The organism is Rhodococcus sp. NJ-530, from assembly GCF_003860625.1.
Taxonomy (GTDB): domain Bacteria; phylum Actinomycetota; class Actinomycetes; order Mycobacteriales; family Mycobacteriaceae; genus Rhodococcus_F; species Rhodococcus_F qingshengii.
The window spans coordinates 5,999,830-6,022,191 of record NZ_CP034152.1 but is presented as its reverse complement, the minus strand read 5'-3'; the positions used below and the strand labels follow the sequence as shown (position 1 = coordinate 6,022,191).

General features: G+C 61.8%; 20 protein-coding genes and 1 pseudogene. 7 read left to right on the top strand and 14 right to left on the bottom strand.

Annotated elements, in window-relative coordinates; genetic code table 11:
• Positions 1-29: 29 nt before the first annotated feature.
• The 6 genes and pseudogenes from EHW12_RS28140 to EHW12_RS28115 form a co-directional block, all read right to left on the bottom strand.
• A pseudogene (locus EHW12_RS28140) lies at positions 30-5,497 on the bottom strand (glutamate synthase-related protein).
• Between the two features lie 182 nt (positions 5,498-5,679).
• Positions 5,680-6,723: a ParB/Srx family N-terminal domain-containing protein gene (locus tag EHW12_RS28135; protein ID WP_081558593.1), complete on the bottom strand. Its 1,044-nt coding sequence runs from the start codon at positions 6,721-6,723 to the stop codon at positions 5,680-5,682.
• Between the two features lie 184 nt (positions 6,724-6,907).
• Positions 6,908-7,768, bottom strand: coding sequence for a 3-hydroxyacyl-CoA dehydrogenase (locus tag EHW12_RS28130; RefSeq protein ID WP_125052290.1), 861 nt, complete (start codon positions 7,766-7,768; stop codon positions 6,908-6,910).
• 15 nt (positions 7,769-7,783) lie between these two features.
• Positions 7,784-8,398 carry a TetR/AcrR family transcriptional regulator gene (locus EHW12_RS28125; RefSeq protein ID WP_030536169.1) on the bottom strand — a complete coding sequence of 205 codons (615 nt, stop codon included), beginning with the start codon at positions 8,396-8,398 and terminating at the stop codon, positions 7,784-7,786.
• A gap of 84 nt (positions 8,399-8,482) precedes the next feature.
• Complete coding sequence (locus tag EHW12_RS28120; protein WP_125052288.1) at positions 8,483-9,079, bottom strand: hypothetical protein; 597 nt, start codon at positions 9,077-9,079, stop codon at positions 8,483-8,485.
• A 4-nt stretch (positions 9,080-9,083) separates the two neighbouring features.
• Entirely contained in the window at positions 9,084-9,542 is a 459-nt protein-coding gene (locus EHW12_RS28115; protein WP_003942982.1) for a hypothetical protein, read from the bottom strand.
• 101 nt (positions 9,543-9,643) lie between these two features.
• On the opposite strand from EHW12_RS28115, the gene pip reads away from it, so the two are divergent.
• The gene (pip, locus tag EHW12_RS28110; RefSeq protein ID WP_007730337.1) at positions 9,644-10,603 is read left to right on the top strand and encodes a prolyl aminopeptidase; all 960 of its coding nucleotides are present in this window, start codon (positions 9,644-9,646) and stop codon (positions 10,601-10,603) included.
• On the opposite strand, the gene EHW12_RS28105 is transcribed toward pip, so the two are convergent.
• Entirely contained in the window at positions 10,591-11,193 is a 603-nt protein-coding gene (locus tag EHW12_RS28105) for a TetR/AcrR family transcriptional regulator (protein WP_241199066.1), read from the bottom strand. The two genes, pip and EHW12_RS28105, sit on opposite strands and share 13 nt — an antisense overlap.
• 106 nt (positions 11,194-11,299) lie before the next feature.
• Here EHW12_RS28105 and EHW12_RS28100 point away from each other — a divergent pair, with 106 nt between their 5' ends.
• Positions 11,300-12,379 (top strand): alpha/beta fold hydrolase, encoded by a 1,080-nt coding sequence (locus tag EHW12_RS28100; protein ID WP_125052286.1) that lies wholly within the window; start codon positions 11,300-11,302, stop codon positions 12,377-12,379.
• On the opposite strand, the gene EHW12_RS28095 is transcribed toward EHW12_RS28100, so the two are convergent.
• Positions 12,350-13,471, bottom strand: coding sequence for an endonuclease/exonuclease/phosphatase family protein (locus EHW12_RS28095; RefSeq protein WP_125052284.1), 1,122 nt, complete (start codon positions 13,469-13,471; stop codon positions 12,350-12,352). The genes EHW12_RS28100 and EHW12_RS28095 overlap by 30 nt on opposite strands.
• 132 nt (positions 13,472-13,603) lie before the next feature.
• On the opposite strand from EHW12_RS28095, the gene EHW12_RS28090 reads away from it, so the two are divergent.
• Positions 13,604-14,896, top strand: a complete 1,293-nt coding sequence (locus EHW12_RS28090; protein WP_007730351.1) for an MFS transporter — start codon at positions 13,604-13,606, stop codon at positions 14,894-14,896.
• Here the strand turns inward: EHW12_RS28090 and EHW12_RS28085 are convergent.
• Positions 14,871-15,884: an ABC transporter substrate-binding protein gene (locus tag EHW12_RS28085; protein ID WP_231917411.1), complete on the bottom strand. Its 1,014-nt coding sequence runs from the start codon at positions 15,882-15,884 to the stop codon at positions 14,871-14,873. The genes EHW12_RS28090 and EHW12_RS28085 overlap by 26 nt on opposite strands.
• A gap of 88 nt (positions 15,885-15,972) precedes the next feature.
• On the opposite strand from EHW12_RS28085, the gene EHW12_RS35510 reads away from it, so the two are divergent.
• The 3 genes from EHW12_RS35510 to EHW12_RS28075 all read left to right on the top strand — a co-directional run bounded on the left by EHW12_RS35510 (position 15,973) and on the right by EHW12_RS28075 (position 17,607).
• Positions 15,973-16,143 carry a hypothetical protein gene (locus EHW12_RS35510; protein WP_241199065.1) on the top strand — a complete coding sequence of 57 codons (171 nt, stop codon included), beginning with the start codon at positions 15,973-15,975 and terminating at the stop codon, positions 16,141-16,143.
• Positions 16,144-16,212: 69 nt separating this feature from the next.
• The gene (locus EHW12_RS35505) at positions 16,213-16,800 is read left to right on the top strand and encodes a transglutaminase domain-containing protein (RefSeq protein WP_265154287.1); all 588 of its coding nucleotides are present in this window, start codon (positions 16,213-16,215) and stop codon (positions 16,798-16,800) included.
• Positions 16,801-16,812: 12 nt separating this feature from the next.
• Positions 16,813-17,607 (top strand): 2-phosphosulfolactate phosphatase, encoded by a 795-nt coding sequence (locus tag EHW12_RS28075; RefSeq protein ID WP_125052282.1) that lies wholly within the window; start codon positions 16,813-16,815, stop codon positions 17,605-17,607.
• On the opposite strand, the gene EHW12_RS28070 is transcribed toward EHW12_RS28075, so the two are convergent.
• The 4 genes from EHW12_RS28070 to EHW12_RS28055 all read right to left on the bottom strand — a co-directional run bounded on the left by EHW12_RS28070 (position 17,562) and on the right by EHW12_RS28055 (position 20,762).
• On the bottom strand, positions 17,562-18,353 hold the full coding sequence (locus tag EHW12_RS28070; protein ID WP_054780764.1) for an ABC transporter permease: 792 nt from the start codon (positions 18,351-18,353) through the stop codon (positions 17,562-17,564). The two genes, EHW12_RS28075 and EHW12_RS28070, sit on opposite strands and share 46 nt — an antisense overlap.
• On the bottom strand, positions 18,350-19,291 hold the full coding sequence (locus tag EHW12_RS28065) for a daunorubicin resistance protein DrrA family ABC transporter ATP-binding protein (RefSeq protein WP_007730361.1): 942 nt from the start codon (positions 19,289-19,291) through the stop codon (positions 18,350-18,352). The genes EHW12_RS28070 and EHW12_RS28065 overlap by 4 nt, the downstream gene beginning before the upstream one ends.
• A gap of 14 nt (positions 19,292-19,305) precedes the next feature.
• Positions 19,306-20,181 carry a DUF4097 family beta strand repeat-containing protein gene (locus EHW12_RS28060; protein ID WP_075834742.1) on the bottom strand — a complete coding sequence of 292 codons (876 nt, stop codon included), beginning with the start codon at positions 20,179-20,181 and terminating at the stop codon, positions 19,306-19,308.
• A gap of 65 nt (positions 20,182-20,246) precedes the next feature.
• Positions 20,247-20,762, bottom strand: a complete 516-nt coding sequence (locus tag EHW12_RS28055; protein WP_007730367.1) for a toxin-antitoxin system HicB family antitoxin — start codon at positions 20,760-20,762, stop codon at positions 20,247-20,249.
• A 131-nt stretch (positions 20,763-20,893) separates the two neighbouring features.
• Here EHW12_RS28055 and EHW12_RS28050 point away from each other — a divergent pair, with 131 nt between their 5' ends.
• Positions 20,894-21,490, top strand: coding sequence for a CHAP domain-containing protein (locus EHW12_RS28050; RefSeq protein WP_030536161.1), 597 nt, complete (start codon positions 20,894-20,896; stop codon positions 21,488-21,490).
• Here the strand turns inward: EHW12_RS28050 and EHW12_RS28045 are convergent.
• The gene (locus EHW12_RS28045) at positions 21,481-22,251 is read right to left on the bottom strand and encodes an acyl-ACP thioesterase domain-containing protein (protein ID WP_003943026.1); all 771 of its coding nucleotides are present in this window, start codon (positions 22,249-22,251) and stop codon (positions 21,481-21,483) included. The genes EHW12_RS28050 and EHW12_RS28045 overlap by 10 nt on opposite strands.
• Between the last annotated feature and the right edge of the window lie 111 nt (positions 22,252-22,362).

Below are 22,362 nucleotides of genomic sequence, written 5' to 3'. Positions count from 1 at the left end.
TGAAGCTCACCTACTTTCGGGGGAGGAGGTCAGGACACCAGGTCGGGGATCGTGCGCGAAGCGAACAGTTCGTCGAAGTTCGGCAGTGATCCGAGCTTGTCCCGATTCTTGTTGTCTTGAAACAGAATCCACCCGTACGTCGCCGGGCTGTCCATGGCCAACACGTTGCGTAGGCTCAGCGCCTGCTTGTAGTCGTCGACCCGCTTGGCTGCAATCAGCGCAGCCAACTGTTCGTCGTCGTAGTCGGCCAGAATCTCTTTCGAGTACTTGACCAAGTGCTGGACGAGGGCGAAGTCCTCGGTCAGCACCAGGTTTCGGGCCGCTTTCTGCACTGCTGGATCGTCGGGTCCGGACGCACCCGGCGTGCGGGCGGTGGCGAGTTGTTGCGCGAAGTGAAGCACGGTGTACTCACTGAGCAGCGCATACATCGTCGCCGTATCGGTCTCGCCGTAGGCAGGGACTGCTCCGTTCAGTGCGGGGCGCCCGTCGCGCACTGCGAGTTTGAAGGTGCGGACCTGACGTGCTGCGATGGCGGACGCCAATTCTTCGAGGAGCTCTTTGTGCGACTTCGCAGCCAGGATTGCATCACTGTCCTGGTAGAGCATCAGTGCCTTGGGCATCGCGTAGACGAACGAGTGCTGTTCGACTTCCCAGTTCTCGAGCAGTCGGGTGCCGAGCGCGGATCCCGTTGCCTCCACATGCAGTTCGAGCAGGAGTTGTACTGCGTGGTTGTGGACGGCGGCAAGAGGGTCGGTCGCAGCGGTGATCGAACCCAGCAGTACGGAATCGGTACTTGCTCGCAGTGCCAATTCGCCACGAGGGTCGTACTGGTAGAAGAAGCCACCACTCATGCCGTTGCCGACACCCTTGCCGAACTCGCCGAGATTCACGACAGCACCGTTAGTCATGTACTCGCCGGCGAAGTCTCCGACACCTTCGACGACAGCACTGGCGCCGGAGTTGCGAACTGCGAAGCGATCGCCTGCTTCACCTTCGACGAACACTCGTCCACCGGTGGCGCCGAAGAGCGCGAAGTTGCCGATCAACACGTTTCCACCGGCGTCACTGGAGCCGCCGCCTGGGCTGCGCACGGCAATCACGCCGCCGCTCATGCTCTTTCCTACGCCGTCGTTACATGTCCCGGTGTGTTCCAGGTGCATGCCGTCGTTGCAGAATGCGCCGAACGACAGGCCCGCAGATCCGGTCGTCAGGACGCGCACGCTGCCCGGCGCCAGGTAGCGTCGCCCACGCTCGTCGGTCAGTACTCCCGGAGCGAGAAGGCCGGCCGCTCCGTAGTTGAGTTCGCGTTCGAGGTCGATCGCCAACTGACCACCGACGCTCTTGTTCCGGTTACCCAGGTGCAGTGCACCTTCGGCGAATTCAGGTCCGGACACGGCGACCGAGGCCTCGCCACGGTTGAAGAACACCGTACGAACCTCGTCCATGATCTTCTCGTCGAGCGCGTACTCACGTTCGAGGTACACAGGATTGTCGATGGTGATGTCCGGGGCGGACTCGAACATCGCGTCCAGCTTCAGATTGCCGACAATAGACGGGTGATCGAGCAGATGCAGGAGATCCGTTCGACCCCGCGCTTCCTGAAGGGACCGCATTCCCAGATTCGCGAGCAGTTCCCGAGTTTCGTGAGCGATGTTGAGAAGGTACTGCGCCATCGCGCGGGGATCGCCGTCGAACAGTTCCGGGTTGGTGGTCAGACCGGCGGGGCACTTGATGTTGCAGTTCTTGGCCATGACGCAGCCCATCATCATCAGCGCCGACGTACCGAACTCGAAGCTGTCTGCGCCGAGTAGGGCGGAAGTGATGATGTCGCTGCCGGTCTGATGCGCGCCCGAGCATCGCAGAACGACTTTCTGGCGAAGTCCGTTGGCACACAGAGCTTGATGGACCTCCGCGATACCGACCTCGGCCGCACGACCCGCGTATTTGAGGCTGGTCACCGAAGCTGCGCCGGTGCCACCGGTATTTCCGGCGACGTTGATGACGTCGGCGCCGGCCTTGGCGACACCGACGGCGATGGTGCCGATTCCTTCCGAGGACACCAACTTCACGATCACCCGAATGCGAGCTGCCTTGCAGTCGTGGATGAGCTGAGCGAGGTCCTCGATGGAGTACGTGTCGTGGTGAGGCGGCGGCGAAACCAGTTCGACGCCGGGCGTTCCGCCGCGGGCGGCAGCGATGTCGACGGTGACCTTGGCGGCCGGAAGCTGCCCGCCCTCACCGGGTTTTGCGCCTTGGCCGAGTTTGATCTCGATCTCTTCGAGCATCGGATCGGCGAGGTAGCCCGCCCAGATTCCGAAGCGTCCGGATGCAAACTGCTTGATGCGCGATGCACGAATCGTGTCGTAGCGCGAAAGGTGTTCGCCGCCTTCGCCGCTGTTGGACATCGCACCGACCATGTTCGTGCCGTGCGCGACGGCTTCGTGCGCCGGAGCGTTCAGTGCGCCATGGCTCATGGCACCCGACGCCAACTTCGGGGTGATGTCGCTTGCACTCTGTACCTCGGAGAGAGGTACACCTGCCGGTGCGACCCTCAGCTTGGACAGGAACTCTGCCGCAATACCGGTTGCATTCAGCACCAGATCCGGGTCGGTGGCCTCGATGGTGACGTCGTCGGCAAAGGCGACGGAAAGAGCATCGCCGAGTGCTACCACCCGAGCGGTGTCGTCGGCCAGTGGACCGTCCAGGCTAAGTGTGTACCGGCCGTCCGCGGCAGATTCACACCGGATTCCACGCATCACGATCGTCTTATTGCCGCGCACCGAGAATCGGCTGATCTGGTCGGTGAACTCGGCTGTCGTCACCGCAAATGTGACATCACCGGGCACGGAGATGACATCGCGCAACGCGGCGGGACGACGCGATCGTTCCGCAGCCATGACAGTGGAAAAGTCCCGGTACCCGGCGGTGATGTCGAAGTCGTCGATCTGCTCGGTGGTCAACCGGTCGAAGCTCGTCGCCCGGTATGCCCCGGCGTCGAGGCGGAAGGCGTCGTCGAGCCGTCCGAGCGGCAGTAGACGAAGAGCCTCGAATTGTTCTGTTCCGGAGGGACTGTCGAACGCGATCTTCTCTTCGGTGAGTTCGACGTACTTACGGACCGCGGTGGTACCGAACGAATGCCCTGCGCCGTCTGCACGCTCCTTGAACAGGCCGAGCAGTGGCAGATCCTTCTCGCCCCCGACTGCGCTCGCACGCTCGTGCCACTGCTTCGAGGTCACCGCGACGGTGTCGAAACCGACGCCACCCACCGGTGACTTCATGTTGGGGAACCACTGGCGCAGAACAGGGTCGGACGTATCGAGGAAGTTGGGTTCGAAAAATTCTCCGCCGATGTAGCTTTCGACGGTGCACAGACCGACGCGTCCCATCGTCTTCATCAGGGACTTCTCGGCGGCCTTCGCGAAGCGTCGGAACGCGGCATCCGGGTCAGCGGCGAACTTCTCCTCGGCTCGCAACTGAACGGACAGCGGGTAGACGGCGGAAGCGCCGAAACCGAGTGCGGCCGCAACGTGGTGTGAGGACTCGATCTGGCCGCTCTCGACGATGAGAGAGACGCGCAATCGCAGGCCCGCGTCGATGAGGCGTTGGTTCAATGCTCCGACGACCATGATCGCGGGAAGTGTTGCGCGCTCGTGAGATACGTGGCGGTCGGTCAGGACTGCGATTCCGCCCTGTTCGGCCGCGAAGGCTACAACAGCATCGCCGAGCGCGGTCATCGCGTCGACCATTGCCTGCGCGTCACCCTCGGCGGGGTAGAGCATTTCGAAGCGGCGGTGCGGAGTGTGGTTCTGTTCGCGGATCTTGAGCATGTCCAGGTGCCCGAGGATCGGCGAGGCGATGACGATCTGCTTGCCCTGTCCGGGGACATCTTCGCACCCAATGCGACCCGGAGGGTCATACCGTCCGCTTCACGGATGCTGTCGAGGGGAGGGTTGGTTACCTGGGCGAATCGCTGCGAAAAGTAACGTGCCACACCGCCTTCGCGGTCGCTGAATGCGTTGATGGCGTTGCCGTAACCCATGGCGGAGACCTTTTCGGCTCCGTGCGTGAGCATCGGATCCATCAGGAATTTGAAACTTTCCTGATCCAGGGAGTACGCCATGTAGCGCTGATGAACCTCGAAGGTGCCGTTGTAACGGGTCGGGGAGCTGACTTTCTCCGCTGGCACGGCGGGAATGTCTTCGATCAGGATTCGCGATTGCTCCAGCAACGACTGGTAGTCGCGCTGAGCGGCAATCTTTTCCAGAGCTTCGCGGGCAGTGTAGGTATGGCGATCGCGATGATCGAAGTACAACATTCCGCCGGCCTCGACGCGGCCACGGTGAATCACCGTCTCGGGTGCGAACGCGATCTGTCCGGCTTCGGAGAATGCGCACACGTAGTCGTGTGTCTCGATCGTGCGTAGTGGACGCAGACCGAGGCGATCCAGGCGCGCACCGATGATGGTGCCGTCGCCGAACACCAGCGCTGCCGGTCCGTCGTTCTTCTCCTCGTACAGCGAGAAGTACTCGAACATCGCACGCACTGCGGGGGAGAGAGTGGTGTCGTTTTCCCAGGCCGGCGGCATCATCGAGACCACAGCCGTCACCAGGTCGACACTGTCCTCGATGACGCGAGCTTCCAGGGTCTGATCGAGTCGGCAACTGTCGGACTGGCCGGGCGGACGGACGATCGCACGTCGTTTTGCACTGGCGACAGCAGCTTCGGAGAGCCGATTCTTCTTGTCCGTGTTCAGTTCTCCGTTGTGAGCCATGAACCGGAACGGCTGCGCCATCGTGGGATGCGGGTCCGTGTTGGTCGAGAACCGCGTATGGAAGTACATCGTGTGCACGGCGTGATCGGGGTCGACCAGGTCGCGGAAGTACGGGATCACTTCGTCGGAGTTCAAGCGACCTTTGAGAACCTGAGTTCGCGCGCTGAGCGAGAGTGGGTACAACCCGCGTAGTGCAGGGGTGTTGTACGCGATTGCCTCGATGGCGAGCAGAGCTTCGTGCACGAGGCGATCGACTACCGCAGGCTCGGGGCGAGGAGTGGGCACCTCGAAAATCCACTGCCTGACCGGAAGTTGATGCGCGATCGCGGCCGGCCGAATCGCCGAGTTGTCGACCGGGACGTCGCGCACTGCGAGAGTGGTGAAACCGCGATCGAGAAGTTCACGTTCGACCAGGGCGGCAGCGCGAGCGTGCTGGGCGTCGTCGTCCGGAAGGAAGAAGTTGCCGACGCAGAAGCGTCCGGCGCGAAGGTCGGAGCGCCCGGTTACCTTGCGGAAGAACCGGAGGGAGAGGTCCACCGAGACGCCGCCGCCGTCGCCGACGCCCTCGGAGGACATACCGCCGCGGTGCGGAACCGAGCAGAGCGCTTCGCGGCCCTTGATCAGGACATCGTGGGTCTGCACGCCGTCCTTGCGCGTGATGAACCCGACCCCGCAACTGCTCTTGTCATCTGCGGGGTCGTACAAACCGACGATGGACGTGCTCACTGCAGCAACCTTCTCCCTGTCCTGGTTGCCCGGAGATTGTTCGACCGGGCAGATACGACGGCATGTATTCCGTCAGGGCAGGGCGTCGCTGCTTCGATGAAGCGGCACCCGAATGGGTTCAGACTACTGAGTAGAGGCTTACCTTAGTCAAGTCTGCTTGGTGTGACTTGGATCTGAGCAGGTCAGAGGGTTGCTTTGTAGGCAAGTGCGTAGGCGATCTTGCCCGGCTTGTCGTCTGTGTACGGCTTGGACAGCTTTGCGAACTCGCCCTTGGACTCGGCTTTGCCGTCGTTCCAGGCCGACAGGACGCCAAGATCGGTGGCAGTGAATCCGCTGTCGACGACGGCATCGCCCGTCAACGCTGTCTGTGCTTTGGTCACCGACTTCACGGTGCCCAGGTAGCTGGAGAGATCATCGCGATTCCAGTTGGTGAGGTCGACGGGCGCGGTGTCGCGGACCCAGGCGCCCCAGTAGAACTCCTGGAACGGAATCGTGCCCGCGGCGAATCCGATGTCGCGGGAGAAGTACATCAAGCTGCGGTACTTGTCGTCGGCGAAGTTGGCCAGGCCGACGCTCTTCGGCAGAGCCTGGACCGGTACCTGGTTTCCGTCGACGTCACGCGACCAGACCCACTTGTTCTTCTCCATCTCGGTCCAGAAGGCACCTTCACTCAAGCCGCTGAGGTTGCCGAGAACCCGCAGTCGCACGTGAAGGTCGGGACCGCCGTCGGCCGTCTCGATGAAGGACGTGAGGGTGTGGTGACCGTCGGTCAGATAGAGATCGCCGCGGGGACCGACGACCACGGTCTTCATGGGCGCGATGCTCTCCGCGGTTTCCTGACCCACCGGGAGCTGGCAGGTGAAGGACGACGGGTCCTTCAGTGTCGACGCCGCAGTAGCGGTCGCGGCCTGGATCTGGCCGTTCGCCTCACACCAGTCGTCGAACTTCTTGTTGATCGTGTCTTTTCCGAGCGTGTATCGCCCGAGCTTGTAGTACACCTCGTCGTAGCCGAGGGACGGTTGTGTCGCGTGAACGTCGCCGATGCGCACGTCCAGGAGATCACCTTCCTTGGCGCACAGGTACTCCGATCCGCCGGTGGAGCCTGAGAACGAACCGGTGGAGATTCCGCCACACGCGAGGGGAGCGGCGACAGCGGGTGTGCTGACCAATGTTCCGGCGCCGAGCAGTGCCAGTGTTGTGAGTGCCGAGATGGCGGAACGACGCATGTGGGGATCTCTCCTGATGATGGGTTCGCACGTGAAGAAGCTTGCGTCACAATCGCTCAGGGTGGTTTCGGACTTACTGACAACAGACGTCCGCGCGGTGGCTACCACGTGAATTCACGTCGTAACCACCGCGCGGTGAGCCGGTTGGTTGATCAGCCTTGCAGTTGATCAGCCTTGCAGTTGATCAGCCCTTGTAGTTGTAGAAGCCCTCGCCGACAGCAACGCCGAGCTTGCCCTCGTCGATGTAGTTCTTCTTGATGTAGTCGGCGAATTCGCGCTGCTTCTCGCCGCCCTGGGAGGAGATGTTGTAGACGGTGGTCAACCCGACAACGTCCATGATCTGGAAGGGGCCGAACGGGGCTCCGGTGCCGATACGCCACGTCTTGTCGACCATGTCGGGATCGGCGATGCCGTCGATCAGCAGGTCGGAGGCCGCGTTGAGGAGCGGGACCAGGAGCGAGTTGAGTACGTAGCCCGCCTTCTCCTTCTTGAGTTCGATCGGCACCATGCCGATGTTCTTCGCGAACTCGACGACCTCGCGGTACACGGCGGGGTCGGTGGACTCGGTGCCCATGACCTCGGCAGTGTTGTTCACCCACACGTGATTTGCGAAGTGCAGTGCGAGGAACTTCTCGGGGCGGCCGGTGAACTCCTTGAGATCGCTCGGCAGAAGCGTCGAGGAGTTTGTGGCGAACACCGTGTGCTCCGGAGCAACCGTGGCAAGCTTCTCGTAGGTGTCGCGCTTGATGGCGATGTCCTCGGGAATTGCCTCGATGACCAGGTCGGCCTTGGCGACGGCTTCGGCTAGATCGTACGAGTACGTAATACGTTGCAGCGCTTCGTCAGCCTTGCCTTCCTTGGCGCCCTCGATGTTCTCGGCCTTGTAGGCCGCGGCCAACGAGTCGAACCGAGCCTTGGCCTTTTCGATGACCTCGACGTTGATGTCGTACGCGACGACGTCGAAGCCGTGATAGGCGGTCTGATAGGCGATCTGTGAGCCGAGAACTCCGGTACCCAGAACGGTGATCTGCTTCAGTTCAGTCATTTTCGATCCTCAATCCTATTCGGTGGGTAGTCCGGCAAGCGTCAATCGGACCTGTGCGGCAACGATGTTCGTGAGTTCGTCAGCCGTGATCCGGTCCAATGCCGCGCGGGCTATTTCGAAGTGCAGCACGTTGGAAATCGTTCGCGCTGCAGTGGTGGTTCGGGTGGTGTGGTTGGGGTGTGCCTCGTGCAAGATTTGCGCAATCCGCGTTTGCAGGCGCTGCGAGAGTTCCAGGCCTTCGGCCCGGAAACACTCGCTGGGCTCACCGAACAACACCTCGCGTTGGTAGATGCCGGTGTTCTCGTCGTTTCGGCGACTTGCGATCAGCAGGGGTGAAACCAGCTCGAGTACACGATCTTCTGTGCCGGTCGACTTGGCTTCACGCTCTTCTCCCAATTCGATCTGCTTGCGGTATTCCGCGTTGTACACCATGAGCAGCAACTCGGCTTTGCTTGCGGCGTAACGAAAGAGAGTGCCGCCGGCTACATCGGCGCGGTCGGCAATTTCTTGAGTTGTGACTGCGCTGTAGCCCTTTTCCGCGAACAGTTCGGCAGCGGCGTCGAAGATGCGTGTCTGCTTCTCGAGTTTGTTGCGTTCACGACGGCCCAGCTCTTGGTCCGGCTTCGTCATCCCGTTCACCTCGTTCCATTTCGGATCACGCTCATAAATGAGTCTACTCCGAAATGTCGGGAGGGTGGAGTCTCCTCCGTCACATCACCGCAGTCCGCTGACCCAACCGGCGAACACGTCGGAGAACACGTCCGCTTCGCACGCATGCGCCGATTCGGGATAGGCGCACTCTGGGTATCCGGCGACGACGGCGGCAAGTTCGACGTTGCAACACTGCGCCAAGAGGCCACGCAGGAGATCCGCAACCGACCAACCCGCGACGGATACCACAGGGATTCCCTCTTCGTCGTACACCTTCACCAGATCGGCGTGCCTCCAGGACAATTCCTCGGCCACCAGTGCATCAGGGTTGAAAGACATGGCGCGGTCGAGTGATCCGCGCAGAAGTGAGTGCGGATCGTCCTCGCCGCGAAGCCTGGTCGCGAGGTCCGCCGGCGCCTTCTGCATGACGAACATCCAAGGTTTGCCGTCGGGAAAGACTCCACCGAAGCCTGCCACGTTGAACGGTAGGTGGCTACTGAGAAAATCGGTCTCGACGTCGACGTGTTGATCGTCGCCCAGATGAATGAAGTGGCCGGAGGCAATCTCCTCGCCCATTGCCGGCTCAGCCCATGTGTTGTTCCACAGATCGGTCATCCGACTGCCTTCGGGAAAATCGAGAACCTCGAAGAGAAAACCCATGTCTCTACAACTCCCCGTCGAAGTGGGTGGTTACTCCACCGGTCAGTCGAGAAACCGTCTGCGCCGAGGTTGCGAGGACGACTCGGCTTGTCTCGAAGGTCATCTCGTCGCGTTCGGTGTCCTCCGATTCGGGATCCTCGGCGAGTGAGAAGTCGAGTTCCACCTCTCGATCGGTGCTGGAACAGACCGAGATCATCAGCCCGAGTCGTTCGTCGGTGAACGCCGGAAGCGATTTCTCGGGATGGAAGTCTGCGGCCGCGTGAAAGAAGAACGCCGCCAGCCGTTCGACGAATCCGTCGTCCGTATGTCGGCTGAGATACTGATTGAAGCGGTCGGGGCTGAGCAGTCCGACGTCGAAAACGAGTGTGGGCACGTCGGATTCGAAGACAGTGGCGGGAACCGCATGACTGCGAAGGAAGACTGCGGCGCCGCCGTATCCCGGCAACCTGAACCCATCACGCATCTGGTGTACTCCCGTCGCAGTGGTGTCCTGTCCACGCTAGGCCATTGCTCGGCCGCGTGCTGCCTACTCGAGTAGGCAGCTTGATGGAAGAATCACCGCCTATGACTGCTGTCCTGTACCCGCCCGTCGAACCGTACGAGTCCGGTCTGTTGGAAGTGGCGGATGGTCAGAGTCTGTACTGGGAGACAGTCGGCAATCCTGCGGGCATTCCGGTTCTCTACCTCCACGGCGGTCCCGGTTCGGGATGCACTGTCGGCGCCAGGCGTTTCTTCGATCCCGAAGTCTTTCGCGCAGTTCTGTTCGATCAGCGAGGCTGTGGGCGCAGTCTTCCGCTAGCGAGCAGTCCGGACGTCGATCTGACCGTGAACACCACGGCGCACATTGTGGAAGACATCGAGCGTCTTCGTGAGCATCTCGGTATCGAGCGATGGATCGTGACGGGACTTTCCTGGGGCGTGAGTTTGGGTCTGGTGTACGCGCAGGCGTTTCCCGCGCGGGTGCAAGCGATGGCCCTGGGCGCGATCACCGGCGGGACGAGGGTCGAAATCGAGTGGATCACCCGTGCCATGGGCCGGGTATTTCCGCGTGAATGGGAAGAGTTCGTGGCGCCGTTGCCGGTGGACGAGCGTGACGGAAACCTCCCCGCGGCGTACGCGCGACTGCTTGCCGATCCGGATCCTGTTGTGCGCGAGAATGCCGCGTTGCAGTGGTGCCGTTGGGAAGACGTGCACGTGTCGCTGATGCCGGGGTGGACTCCGAGTGTTCGATACCAGAATCCGGACTTCCGCCGGGTGATGACCAGGCTGGTTACGCATTACTGGGGTAACGACTGCTTCCTGGCGCCGAATCAGATATTGGACGGAATGGACCGTCTCGCTGAGATTCCCGCGATTCTCGTGCACGGACGGTATGACATTTCCGGGCCACTCGACACTGCCTGGGCGATCCACCGGCGTTGGCCGGGTAGTGAGTTGGTGGTACTCGACGGCGCCGGGCATGGCGGCAGCGGATTCAACGAGGCAATCGTGGAAGCGCTGAATTCACTGGCTCATTCGGCCTGATCGAGTGCCCCGGCGCGGGCCGCAGCGAGCGCGCCGGCAGCAGCACGATCGGCAACCGACTGGTCGACGGGTAGATCGGCGACCAGCAGGCGATAGTAGATGGGTGCGGCGACGGCCGCCAGAAGATCAGCGGCCGAGACCTTCTCGGAGATCTCCCCGCGCTCGACTGCTCGGCTAACGACGATGTCTGCCAGTTCGTAACGTGCGGAATAGAACTCGCGCTTGAGTCTCGCGACCTCGGGCGTGCGGACCGCGTCGGAGAACAGTGCAGCCACCAACGCGCCGCCCGACTCGCTGGTCACCAGTGCGACTATCGATCTGGCCATCTCGCGCAGGTCGGATTCGATGGAACCGGTATCCGGGATGGGGACGGTGGTTGCCGATACCTCGATCGCCGCGTCGGCCACCAACTGGGACAGCGTGCTCCACCGCCGGTAGATCGTGGTCTTGTGGACTCCGGAGCGGGCGGCTATGTCCTCGATAGTCATCGCCGCGAATCCGCGTTCGGACAATTCGGCCGCCGTGGCTGCCAGGACGGCCTCGCGCACCCTGGCACTACGCCCTCCGGGCCGTTGTGGTGTCGAAGTCATGAGCCAACCTTATCGCAACAAGGTGTTGTGTTAGCTGGAGGCACGTGGTTCACTGAGCTAATGCAACTGATCGTTGCATTAGAGATGAATTGAGGGGTGTTTTCCCATGTCATACGAATTTCCTGTCGATCACCGAGGCCTCTTCGAAGAGCGCACAGGACAGTTTCTGAGCTTCGGGCTCCCCGTCTCGGATCTCGAGGAACTGCGCGCGTCCATCCACTCGACCTGGGCCGACGCGCCGGGTGGTTGGTCGTACGAGTGGTCGGCGTTGGCAGCAAAGTACTCCGCCGACGGCAATCATTCACTCGCGGCGATGATCTACGGAATCGCCAAGTTCCCCGTCCTGGCCAACGATTCGCGGCGCCGGGCCCTGCAGAATCAGGTGGACGAATACGTCAAGGCAGCACCGGGATTCGGGCTCGAGTTCGAGCGTCGAATCCTGTCCCTGCCCTACCGATCCGGCGAGATCGAGCTACCGGTACACATTCTCTCCGTGGACGGAAGGTACGCGGATGCGCCCGCCCTGTTGCTCAGCGGCGGCGTCGACGGCTGGAAGATGGACATGCATCCGTTGGTCAGTGCGTTCGCGAAGAACGCCGGAGTGACTGTTGTTGCCTTCGACCAGCCGGGAACTGGTGAATCACCGGTTCCTCTCGACGCTTTCGGTGACGAGGTGATCGACGGACTGGTGGCGACGGCTCGCGCCCTCGGCAATGGCCAGGTGGCACACCTGGGAGTCTCCTTCGGTGGCAACTTCGCCGTGCGGTCGGGGTTGACCGGCGCCGTCGATGCGGTGATCAACATCGGCGCTCCGGTCAAGGGCGCGTTCGAGACCGCGAACGCGGAGCGCCTGGTCTACGGCATGGGTGACATCGTCGGAAACGCACTGGGTTTCGATGCGCCGGCAACCAAAGATGCACTGGTACAGGGTCTGCGTGCTTTCGATCGCAGTGCCTTGATGACCGCAGACGACGGCCGGACCCCGATGCTTGTGGTCAACGGGGCCGACGACGTTCACATTCCGCTCTCGGACACCACCCTCTTCGAGGAGCGCCCGAACACTCAGGTACACGTCATCCCGGATGCGGGGCACTGCGCAGTGACCAAGCTGCCCGAGTTGACGCCGATGATGATCGACTGGCTACGAGATGCCCTGTCAGGAACCGCTCCACGAACCGGTCGATGATCCGCCGCCGAAGCTGGCAAAACGATACGTCGCAAGAACGGCTTTGTGATCGGTCGGCCACGGCGTCGGCGAAGCGATGAAGTTGTCCTGGGAGTTCTCTTCCACTCTTTGGTTGTGCACGATCGTCTTTCGCGGGCCGATGATCCCGACGGATCCCAGCTTCAGGTCCGAAGCGCGATCGGCGAAGATGTAGTCGATCCGATCGCGTTCGTCTGCCTCGGGTGCCCAGGTGAGCTGTGAGGTGTCGACGTCGGGATTGTCGGACGGCCAGGTGAAGCCCGGGTGTGTGGCCGGGTTCGGGTACTTACTGCGGTAAGCGTCGACGAATCCGGCTTGGTCGAGCAGGCGGGTGGATTCCCAAGGAACGACTACACCGTTGTGGTCGAACAGATTTCGCGTGCCGTCGGTCCAATCCAGGGCCGACGGTTCGTTGAAATCGCCACCGAGGATGACGGATCTGCCCTTGGCCCGTTCTTTTGCCGCATCGTCGACGAACGTCGAAATTGCCTTGGGTCGTCCCGAATTGACGTTCACACGCTGAACCGTCTCGGGGTCCGTGACCGGACCGGACGGCATCTTGTTCCAGCCGAACTCGGAGAACTCTCCGGGCTTGGGAACACCCGCGCCGTATCCGCGCGGTAGATACGTCGCGTAGGACGTGTAGGCCAGATGTGCCGAGTAAGCAGCGATTTGTTTGCCGTCGACCGTCACGACTGCCTTGATCATCGAGTTCAGGTCGGCTGTTTCCTCGATCGGAAACTTGGAGAGAATCCCCACGTCGGAGGACGCTGCTCCGTAGAAGGTGGTTCCTGATTTGGTCAGCATGTCGGCCAATGCAGTTGTCGCAGTGCCGGCTTCCGACAGGAGAACTATCGACGCCTGTGTCGAGATGATCATGTCGGCGATCAGCTGCAGGCCACCGTTGATCTTGGTTCCGCCGTGCCAGGTGTTGAGGGAGAGCACTTTGATCTCCTGCGCGGGGCTCGCCCCCGCGACGGAGGTATTGGCACCCAATGTAAATGCGCTCGCGGTGACTGTGCCCGCGGCTACCGCCATCGCCTTGACCATCTGGCGGCGCGTCAATCCATTCATCAAATCCCGGCTCTCGTTGTCGTGTGCTCGAACCCCCGGAAGATGATTACCATCGCTACCTAAACGGACAGTTAACCAATTGTAAAATGGCAGATTTCCACAGAACGCCGTGCGGGCAATAGTCTTCTGATCGTGGTACTCAGTGAGCGTTTCCCCGGTAACAAGACCTTCGCGAAGGTTCGTGTCCTGCCGCCGGTGGTGAAGCTGCTCCTCCTCTCGATGGTGCTGTTTAACATCGGGTTCTATCTGGTTGTCCCCTTTCTGGCGGTGCACCTTTCGGAGGACCTCGGATTTGCGGCCTGGATTGTCGGCCTCGTCCTCGGATTGCGGATGTTCAGTCAGCAGGGCATGTTCTTCATCGGTGGAAGCCTCGCCGACAGGTTCGGCAAGCGTCCGATCATCCTGCTGGGCATAGCCGTTCGTGTAGTCGGTTTTCTGATGCTCGGTCTGGCAGAAAGCATGAGCGCCGTGATCGTCGGCGTGCTCCTGGTCGGCTTTGCTGCCGCGCTCTTCGCGCCCGCAGTGGAGTCGGCCAACGCGGAGTACGGACGCGAACTCGAGTCCGCCGGAGTTATGCGTCGTACCGATTTGTTTGCAGTGGAACAGATGTGCAGCCGCCTGGGAACAGTGATCGGTCCGGCGCTGGGAGCTGCTCTCCTGATGTTTCCGTTCTCGTGGACGGCGTCGAGCGCCGCGTTGCTCTTCGCGATCATGTGGGTCGGGTTCTTCATCTGGTTCCCCCGACCGGGCGATGCCCACGACGGCCCGGTGTCGACCTATACGCTGCGCGACGTCTGGCGAAGTGTCCTGACCAACAACAACTTTCTGCTCTTCGCGACGCTCTGCAGTTTTCAGCTGGTTGCGTACAGCCAGCTGTACCTGATGCTTCCGGAACAGCTCGAGCGCGGAATCGGTTCGCAGTCGGCGCTGGGATGGTTCTACGTGGGCGCGGCGGTGTTGGTGATCGTCGGGCAGGGACCGACGGTCGCGGTTGCCCACCGCATCGGGCATCGGCGCGCGATCACCTTCGGGCTTGTGCTCATTTCGGTGTCGTTCCTGGTTCCGCTGGTCACCGGCGTCGACTCCGCAGCTTCGGCGTCGACGCAGATAGTCGGTCTGGCGGTGTGGATCGGGCTGCTGCACCTGGGACAGATGTTGATGGTGCCGCCGATGCGAGACACCATCGCGATCCTCGGTCGTGAAAGCAACCTCGGAGCGCACTTCGGCATGCTCAACACGATCGGCGGTCTGCTCGCGCTCCTGGGAACCGTGGGAGTCGGATTCGTGTACGACCTCGTCGACAACGGCCACGCAGCGCCGGCGTCACCATGGGTGATCGTTGCGCTCTGCGTGGCCGTGTCGGCTGTGGTGTTGTGGGTGTGGTCAGGCCGAACGAAAGTTATCGACCAGCGATCGTCTGATTGATCTTTGCGACGAAATCTTCCAGCACAAACGGAATGGTGAGTGGGTTCGGCATGGACACCGCGTCACTGACGATGGGGTCCAAGCTGATCAGGCCTCCGGTCTCGACCACGTTCAGATTGGTGAACGCCGGCTGCGACTCCATCTCGGCGCGAGCCTTCTCGTAGTTGTCGAAGAGCAGGTAGTCGCACTCGAGGAGGTCGTAGTTCTCGGCGGAGATCTCGTAGTTCAGCTTGCCCGCGAACCGATCCTTCAGTGCGGCAGGCGCCGTGAATCCCAATTGCGTGAGCAGCTGAGCCCGCGCTGCCTCGGGGCTGAACGCTCGCAGATTTCCGTCGCTCCAGCGAATGACGAGAGCTGCTGTCTTGCCTTCGAACTGGGGGTTCTCCGCGCGGGTGCGAACGATGAGGTCTTCGACTTCCTGGACCTCCTTCTTTGCCTGCGCGGGAACGCCCACAGCCGTACCGATGCGGGTCGTGACTTCCTGCCAGGGCAGAACCCAATCCGTCTGATCGGCGGCGTGCAGCACCGTCGGCGCGATGGCGCTGAGCTGCTTGTACAGATCCTCGTCGATCGCGTTGTTGACGGCGATGATCAGGTCAGGCGCTGCAGCCACGATCGTTTCGATGTCGAAATCGGTGGTGGCGTTGGCCAATGGCGTCGGCTCGGCGCCCTGGACTGCGGAGTCGGCCCAGACGCCGATTCCGTCGTCGGTCGATCCCTTCCACACCGGGACCAGGACGGGCGTCAGCCCGAGGGAAAGCAAAACGTCCGCGTCGCCGATACCGACCGCTGCGATGCGGCTGGGTGCCTGCTCGATGGTGGTGGAGCCGAACTTGTGGTCGATCGTCACCGGGAAGGCGTTGACCTCGGCGTGAGCACCTTCGGTGCCGGGAGTGGATTCGTCTTTCGCACTGTCGCCGCAGGCAGCAAGGGCGAAACCGGCTGCTGTTGCGAAGGTGACGGACAGCATGGCACGGCGGCTCAACATAGGGTTCACGGCAACCTCGGGTTTCATGGTTATGGGACCCTAACCATAGTGGAGTTGCTGTGTCGGCAGTGTTTGTTAACCTCCGCCCATGACGGCGGTTCTCGACTACACATCAGCAGGACCGTTCACCCGCATCGACGGGGTGGACATGCTCGCCCTCGAGTCGCTCCCCACCGACCCCATGCAAATATGCCGGGTAGTGCCGTACCTGGTGGTCCAACCCACCGATGCACGGTCGCTGAATCTGCCCACCGACTGATTCGACGAAAACCAGATCCGGCCGGCAAGCGTTCTGCTTCAACGCCTGCTTGCGCTCGATCCGGCACCGGTGACCTCCGCCCGAGAACCCGACAAGCGGCTCGTCGGAACCTGTCGGCACTTTGCTGTTTTGAGTTGTGCGTTTCTGCGCTATCGCGGAATTGCCGCTCGCGTCCGCTGTGGTTTTGCCACCTACTTTCAACCGGGACAGGGCGTGGACCACTGGATCACCGAGTACTGGGACGACGCCGGCAAGCGGTGGATCCGCATCGATTCGGAGATCCTCGGACAAAACGTCCTTCCTCACGCCCATAACCTGCAGCCGGGAGAATTCCTCAGTGGTGGTGAGGCGTGGCTGGCGTATCGACGCGGCGTGATCGACGGGTCCCAGTTCGGGGTGTACGGCACCGAGAACTGGGGGCCGGCCGAGATCCGCGGCAACGCAGTGAAGGATCTTGCCGCGATGAACAAGGTCGAAACTCTGCCGTGGGACGAGTGGGGTCGTATGACGGACGCCTACGACGGAAAGACAGGCGCCGACTACGACCTACTGTTGGACGATGTCGCCGCGGTGTGCGCCGCCGACGATCCCGTTGCCGTGCGAGCACTGTACGAGCACGATGACTTGCGCGTGCCGGACAAGCTGATTCGTTTCTGAGATGCTGGTGCGATGAATCCGGAGCATCGCCAACTCGATTACGGACTTCGATTCGACTGGGGGTTGCGCGGCGCCGAAGCGATTGCTGCCGGCGTCGATGTGGCAGTGGTGGTAGACGTTCTCTCGTTCACGACGACGCTGAGCGTTGCCGCCGACGCGGGAATCGACGTACTTCCCTTTTCCTGGAATGACGAGAGTGCGGTCGACTACGCGCGTGATGCCGATGCGGTTCTGGCTGTACGGCGAAGTGTGGCCAGAGAGGGTCAGATCAGTCTGTCTCCCAAGACGATTCGCGAGACCGAGGCGCCAAGTCGGCTGGTGCTGCCGTCGCCGAACGGGTCGACTATCGCGTTTGCGTTGGCGTCCGAGGTTGCGGTGTGTGTCGGCGCTTCCTTGAGGAACGCTTATGCCGTCGCGGATTGGATTGTGCACGAACATGGTCCGGGATCGCGGGTTGCGATAGTCGCATCCGGGGAGAAGTGGCCCGGTGGAGAGTTGCGCCCGGCGGTGGAGGATCTGTGGGGTGCCGGTGCGGTTGTCACGGCGCTGACCGCTGCTGGTTGGGACGGCCACGTATCGCCCGAGGCTCGGATGGCGGCGGATGCGTGGGCGGCGGTGGCGGATTCGTACGAGGACCGCCTGCGGCACTGTGCCTCAGGACGTGAGTTGATCGCCATGGGGTTTCCACACGACGTCGCCATCGCCTCGGAACTCGACGACAGCGACACCGTACCTGTTCTCGAAGATCGTGTGTTTCGAGGTCAGCGCACCGGGCGTCGGTTGAACAAACTCCGTGCCCAGAGGTAGGAGAGGAAGGTGATTGCGACGCACCATCCGATCGCGAGTATCGCGTTGTTTCCGATGGCTTCGCCGAGAAGAAGTCCTCGAAGAGTCTCGATGATCGGAGTGAACGGCTGATACTCGGCGAACCATCGCAACACGGTCGGCATCGAGTCGGTGGGGACAAAGCCGCTTCCCAGGAACGGCAAGAGGATCAACACCATTGGAAGGTTGCTGGCCGTCTCGACACTCTTGCTGACGAGGCCGAAGGCGACCGACAACCAGATCATGGCGATGGAGACCAGGACGAGGAGTGCAAACGTCGCGGCCCACTCCACGAAGCCTGCAGTGGGCCGGAAGCCGACGGCTATCGCTACGGCGATGACGACAACGAGGCTCACGATCGTCTGAAGGAGGCTGCCGAGAACGTGACCGGTCAGGACGGACGTGCGCGTGATCGCCATCGTTCGGAATCGTGCAATGATCCCGGCGGTCATATCGGTTGCGACGGAGATGGCAGTACCTTGTGCCGCTGATGCCACGGTCATCAGAATAATCGCCGGTGCAACGTAATTGACATACTCGGCTCGGCCGCCACCGCCGGGGCCGAGGCCGTTCCCGAGCGTTCCGCCGAGCACGTAGACGAACAGCAGTAGGAAAACGACTGGCATTCCGACGAGCATCACCGTCATCGACGGATATCGAAGGATGTGTCGAATGCTGCGACGCAGCATGGTTTTCGAGTCCTGATAGGCAAGCGTCATGGTGGTCATCGCGCGTCGGTCCTTTCGGTGGCGGTCAGAGTCAGGAACACGTCGTCCAGGTCGGGTGTGTGCACGGAGAGTTCCTTGACGTCGATCGAGTGAGCGTCGAGTTGGTCGAGAAGAGAGCGCAGCGAGCGGACACCCCCGTCGCTGGGGACCTGGAGGACGTAGGCGGCATCATCACGTGATGATTCGTCGAAAACAGCTGCAGCAGAATCGAGCTGATCTCGGTCGAAGAAGTGAAGACGAATGTGGCCGCCGGGGATGTGCCGTTTGAGTTCCGCTGCCGTACCTTGGGCGACGATCCGTCCCTGATCGAGGACGGCGATGTGGTCGGCCAGTTGATCAGCTTCCTCGAGGTACTGGGTCGTGAGGAAGATGGTGACACCGCCCTCGACCAACTCCCGGATGATCTGCCACATGGTGCGTCGGCTTCGGGGGTCGAGGCCGGTGGTGGGCTCGTCCAGGAAGATGATCTCCGGTCGTCCGATCAACGTCATTGCCAGGTCGAGCCGTCGACGCATGCCGCCCGAGTAGGTCGACGCCAGCTTGTCCGCGGAGTCGATCAGATCGAACTTCTTCAGGAGTTCTTCAGTGCGCGTTCGACGTTCGTCCTTGCCGAGATGGTGCAGGTCGGCCATGAGGAGAAGGTTTTCCTCACCGGACAGATAGTCGTCGACCGCTGAGAACTGCCCGGTGACGCCGATGCGCGAACGCACCGCGTCGGGATCGTCGGAAGGGTTGTACCCGGCGATGCGGATGTTGCCGCCGTCTGCCGGAACGAGGGTCGAGAGAATTTCCACGATGGTGGTCTTGCCGGCGCCGTTGGGGCCGAGGAGCGCAAAGACGGTTCCGCGGTCGACGGAGATGTCGATTCCGTCCAGTACCGTCTTGTCGTCGTAGGCCTTCTTCAGGCCCGTCGCGGTGATGGCTGGTTTACGGGACATCAGCGTTCCTTTCGCTAGATCTTCTTGTTGGATTCTTCTCGGGGCTCCGAACGTCGAATGACGATGTCGCCGTAACTGGTGTGTGCCCGGACGTCTACCCGGCGTTCAGTGGAAGCCGGACCGTGCGTGGCATTCATCTGGTTGTCGACGCGGCCGAAGGACGTATGAGCGTCGAATCGTGCGGCGGTTCCGGATCGAACGCCGATATGGATTCGCCCGGCGGCCGTCTTGGCGGATACGACTCCACTCTCGATGGTCTCGAAACGGATGTCGCCGTTGGCGGTTGCGGCGCTCGCGTCGGATTCGGCGTGCTCGACGGCGACACTGCCGTTGGCGGTCTTCGCCTTCAGTGCGCCGGTGATCGTGCCGATGTTGATGTCGCCGTTGGAGTTCTTGACCTCCGCGTTGCCGTCGACGCGGCCGATGCGGATGCTTCCGGACCCGGTGCTCGTGTCGATGTCACCGGCCACGTGCTCGACGATGATCGCGCCGGCCCCGGTGCTGACGTTGAGCGGCCCGGTGGTTTCCAGTGTGCAATCGCCCGCGGAAACCTTCACCCGTGATCGTCCGAGAGTGCCTTCGCTACGGAGGTTGGCAACTGCGGCAGTGCCTTCGAGTTCCGAGCCGGAGGGAAGCTGAACGGAGATGTCCACAGATCCTGTCTTCCCGAAGATGCCGAGGCCGCGCTGTTTCGGAGTCTTGATCTGCAGCCGGCCACCTGCGAATTCGACGCGCGTTTGTTCGGCGACTCGAACGTCGACCTCGCGAGACGAGTTGCTGGGCAACACTTCCACGACAGTGTCGTTGCGGCTGCTCGCCGTGATCCGGATTTGTGCGACTGCCACGTCGAAGTTCAAGGTGATGGGGTCAGGTGTGCTGAATGTAGGCATGGTGATACTCCCGATGAGGTTGTCTCGGTTGATGAAAGAGGGTGGTGCGAAAGATGAAGCCGGTGTCAGTGCACCCAGCCGCTGAAGCTTTCGGAACCTTGGGACGTGCGCTGTCTCGGAGTGCTTCTGTTCGCGCCGCCTTCCAGAGCCGTTGCAGCCGAGCGAACCAGCCACGCGTTGACGGAGATACCGGCTTCCCGGGCCGCCGCCTCGATCCGGTCTTTGAGGTCTTGCCCCAGCCGCAAGTTGATTCGAGTCATCGAGGCGTCGTCGGACTCCGTGACGGGGCGCGGTGCCGGAGTCGGGTCCTCTTCGACGGGGGCTGGAACCGGTTCACTGATGGCTGGTGCCACCACGAATTCGGGTTCGCGTCCCCGCAGGCGCAGGTCCACCGAACCCGGGGCGAGGTCACGCGTGATCTCGGCGGCTGCCGCAGACAATGCGTCGAGAAGGGTGAGTCGCACTGCTGATTCCAGCGGTGCGGTCAAACGATCGGCGAGTGCCTTTGCGTCTTCTCCGCCTGCTTCGGCCGCCACCGCGAGTTCGTGGCGAAGGTTGTCTACGTACGGTGTCAAGTCCATGGCATCACTATGGCACCACTTTGGTGCCACCGCAATAGTTTGGTGGCACATTCGTGTGAATTTGGTGAGAATTGCCAGGTCATCGGGGTGGTTGGCGATTCGGTCCGCGGCAGGCTGGCACACTCGTAAGGGTGAGTCCTGCCGAATCGAACCGCCGACGCCGCATCGTGCTCTGGATTGCCGGGGTGCTCGGCGTCGTGATCGTGGTTGGGGTGGTGGTGGTCGCGATCGCACCATCGCGGTACCTGCCCTGGGACACGGCTGAGTTCCCGGCGGTGGACGCGAGTGCGCTCACGTCTGATCAAGGTCGGGTGCTCGAGCTACTGCAATCCGAGCATGAGCAGGACCGTCCGGGCACCTTCTATTCCGACGGCATCGACGAAGAGTGGTGCGCCGACTTTGTCAGCTGGATCATGAGGGAAGCGGGTCGACCGTTGTCCAACCCGAACTCCGGAAGTTGGCGCATCCCGGGGGTGTACACCTTGCAGGAGTATTACCAAGGGATCGGCGCGTACGCCGAGAACGGCAGCGGGTACACCCCGAACGTGGGTGATGTGGTGATCTACGACAGTTCGAGATGGGTCGGTCAGCACACCAACATCGTTGTGGCAGTGGACGGCAACTCTGCGATCACGGTTGGCGGCAACGAGTTCGGCAAGGTGCGGGTTCATGATCTGGACTGGCAATCCGACTCTGCCGTCGTGGGATTCGGAAAACTTCACCCCTGATCGTTGCTCTTCGGAGACAAGGCGAACCACCGCGCCGACGCACGTGCCTCGTCACCGGCGTCGATGTGCAGAGTGTTCGTGCCGGTTCGCACGCTCACCTGCTCACCTCTCTTGATGGGCTGGGTGTACTCGAGGATCGCGCGAAAGGGCCCGCTTCGTAATCTGTCGGGCAGCGCATCTTCCACGGGCTGCCAGTAGATTGCGTTGTTCACGTGATCGAAGGGGTCGAAATCGCTCGAGCGCAACGGGAATGGCGTATCCGCTGACGGCGTCGTGTCCGGGGTCGGGTCGATCCACCGACGCCAGTGAAGATGCTGGTCCACGGCCGTCGATGCCAGGGCGGCGGTGAACTTCTCACTGATGGATGCCGGCATTCCCGTCTTCGGGTCGATGTTGATCCAGAACGCCTCGGTTTCGATCAACCCGCCGCCATCGGATCTGATGCGAACTCGCATCGAACACCACTTGTTCGACAGGCCTGAACACCAGCGCTGCAGGTGAACTCGATCCGGCCAGACGACCGGTTCGAGTACATCGATCACCGTTCTTCGTACCATCCACAGCGGGTGTGTATCCATGGCGCCGCGGTCGACGAGATTGTCGAAGCCCGCGTCTTGGAGGTAGCGCGCGATCGCGTCGAGGCGCAGTTGTTTGTCGGTGTGGATGTCACCCGTACGCACCGGCCACGAGGCCTGGAAGATGCTTCCGGTTGTCGGTAGTTCGGCCATCGCTACGTGGTCGTCGACTTTTGTACGGTTCATCGGATGTGGGCTCCCGGTGTTCGCCTGGTTGGGTGGCTTCACGCTTGCGTTACCCGATGGTGGGATCTTGAACCATCGGAGTTCATCGTTTTCTGAATCCAGTTTTCGATG

Coding starts and splice junctions, on each gene's coding strand:
- EHW12_RS28115 (WP_003942982.1), bottom strand. CDS start 9,542: ATGCGTGATGGGTTCAGGTTGCCGGGATACGGCGGCGCCGCAGTCTTC.
- EHW12_RS28100 (WP_125052286.1), top strand. CDS start 11,300: ATGTCATACGAATTTCCTGTCGATCACCGAGGCCTCTTCGAAGAGCGC.
- EHW12_RS28045 (WP_003943026.1), bottom strand. CDS start 22,251: ATGAACCGTACAAAAGTCGACGACCACGTAGCGATGGCCGAACTACCG.
- EHW12_RS28055 (WP_007730367.1), bottom strand. CDS start 20,762: ATGGACTTGACACCGTACGTAGACAACCTTCGCCACGAACTCGCGGTG.
- EHW12_RS28120 (WP_125052288.1), bottom strand. CDS start 9,079: ATGGGTTTTCTCTTCGAGGTTCTCGATTTTCCCGAAGGCAGTCGGATG.
- EHW12_RS28065 (WP_007730361.1), bottom strand. CDS start 19,291: ATGTCCCGTAAACCAGCCATCACCGCGACGGGCCTGAAGAAGGCCTAC.
- EHW12_RS28130 (WP_125052290.1), bottom strand. CDS start 7,768: ATGACTGAACTGAAGCAGATCACCGTTCTGGGTACCGGAGTTCTCGGC.
- pip (WP_007730337.1), top strand. CDS start 9,644: ATGACTGCTGTCCTGTACCCGCCCGTCGAACCGTACGAGTCCGGTCTG.
- EHW12_RS28075 (WP_125052282.1), top strand. CDS start 16,813: ATGAATCCGGAGCATCGCCAACTCGATTACGGACTTCGATTCGACTGG.
- EHW12_RS28135 (WP_081558593.1), bottom strand. CDS start 6,723: ATGCGTCGTTCCGCCATCTCGGCACTCACAACACTGGCACTGCTCGGC.
- EHW12_RS28085 (WP_231917411.1), bottom strand. CDS start 15,884: ATGTTGAGCCGCCGTGCCATGCTGTCCGTCACCTTCGCAACAGCAGCC.
- EHW12_RS35510 (WP_241199065.1), top strand. CDS start 15,973: ATGACGGCGGTTCTCGACTACACATCAGCAGGACCGTTCACCCGCATC.
- EHW12_RS28060 (WP_075834742.1), bottom strand. CDS start 20,181: ATGCCTACATTCAGCACACCTGACCCCATCACCTTGAACTTCGACGTG.
- EHW12_RS28125 (WP_030536169.1), bottom strand. CDS start 8,398: ATGACGAAGCCGGACCAAGAGCTGGGCCGTCGTGAACGCAACAAACTC.
- EHW12_RS28095 (WP_125052284.1), bottom strand. CDS start 13,471: ATGAATGGATTGACGCGCCGCCAGATGGTCAAGGCGATGGCGGTAGCC.
- EHW12_RS28105 (WP_241199066.1), bottom strand. CDS start 11,193: ATGACTTCGACACCACAACGGCCCGGAGGGCGTAGTGCCAGGGTGCGC.
- EHW12_RS28070 (WP_054780764.1), bottom strand. CDS start 18,353: ATGACCACCATGACGCTTGCCTATCAGGACTCGAAAACCATGCTGCGT.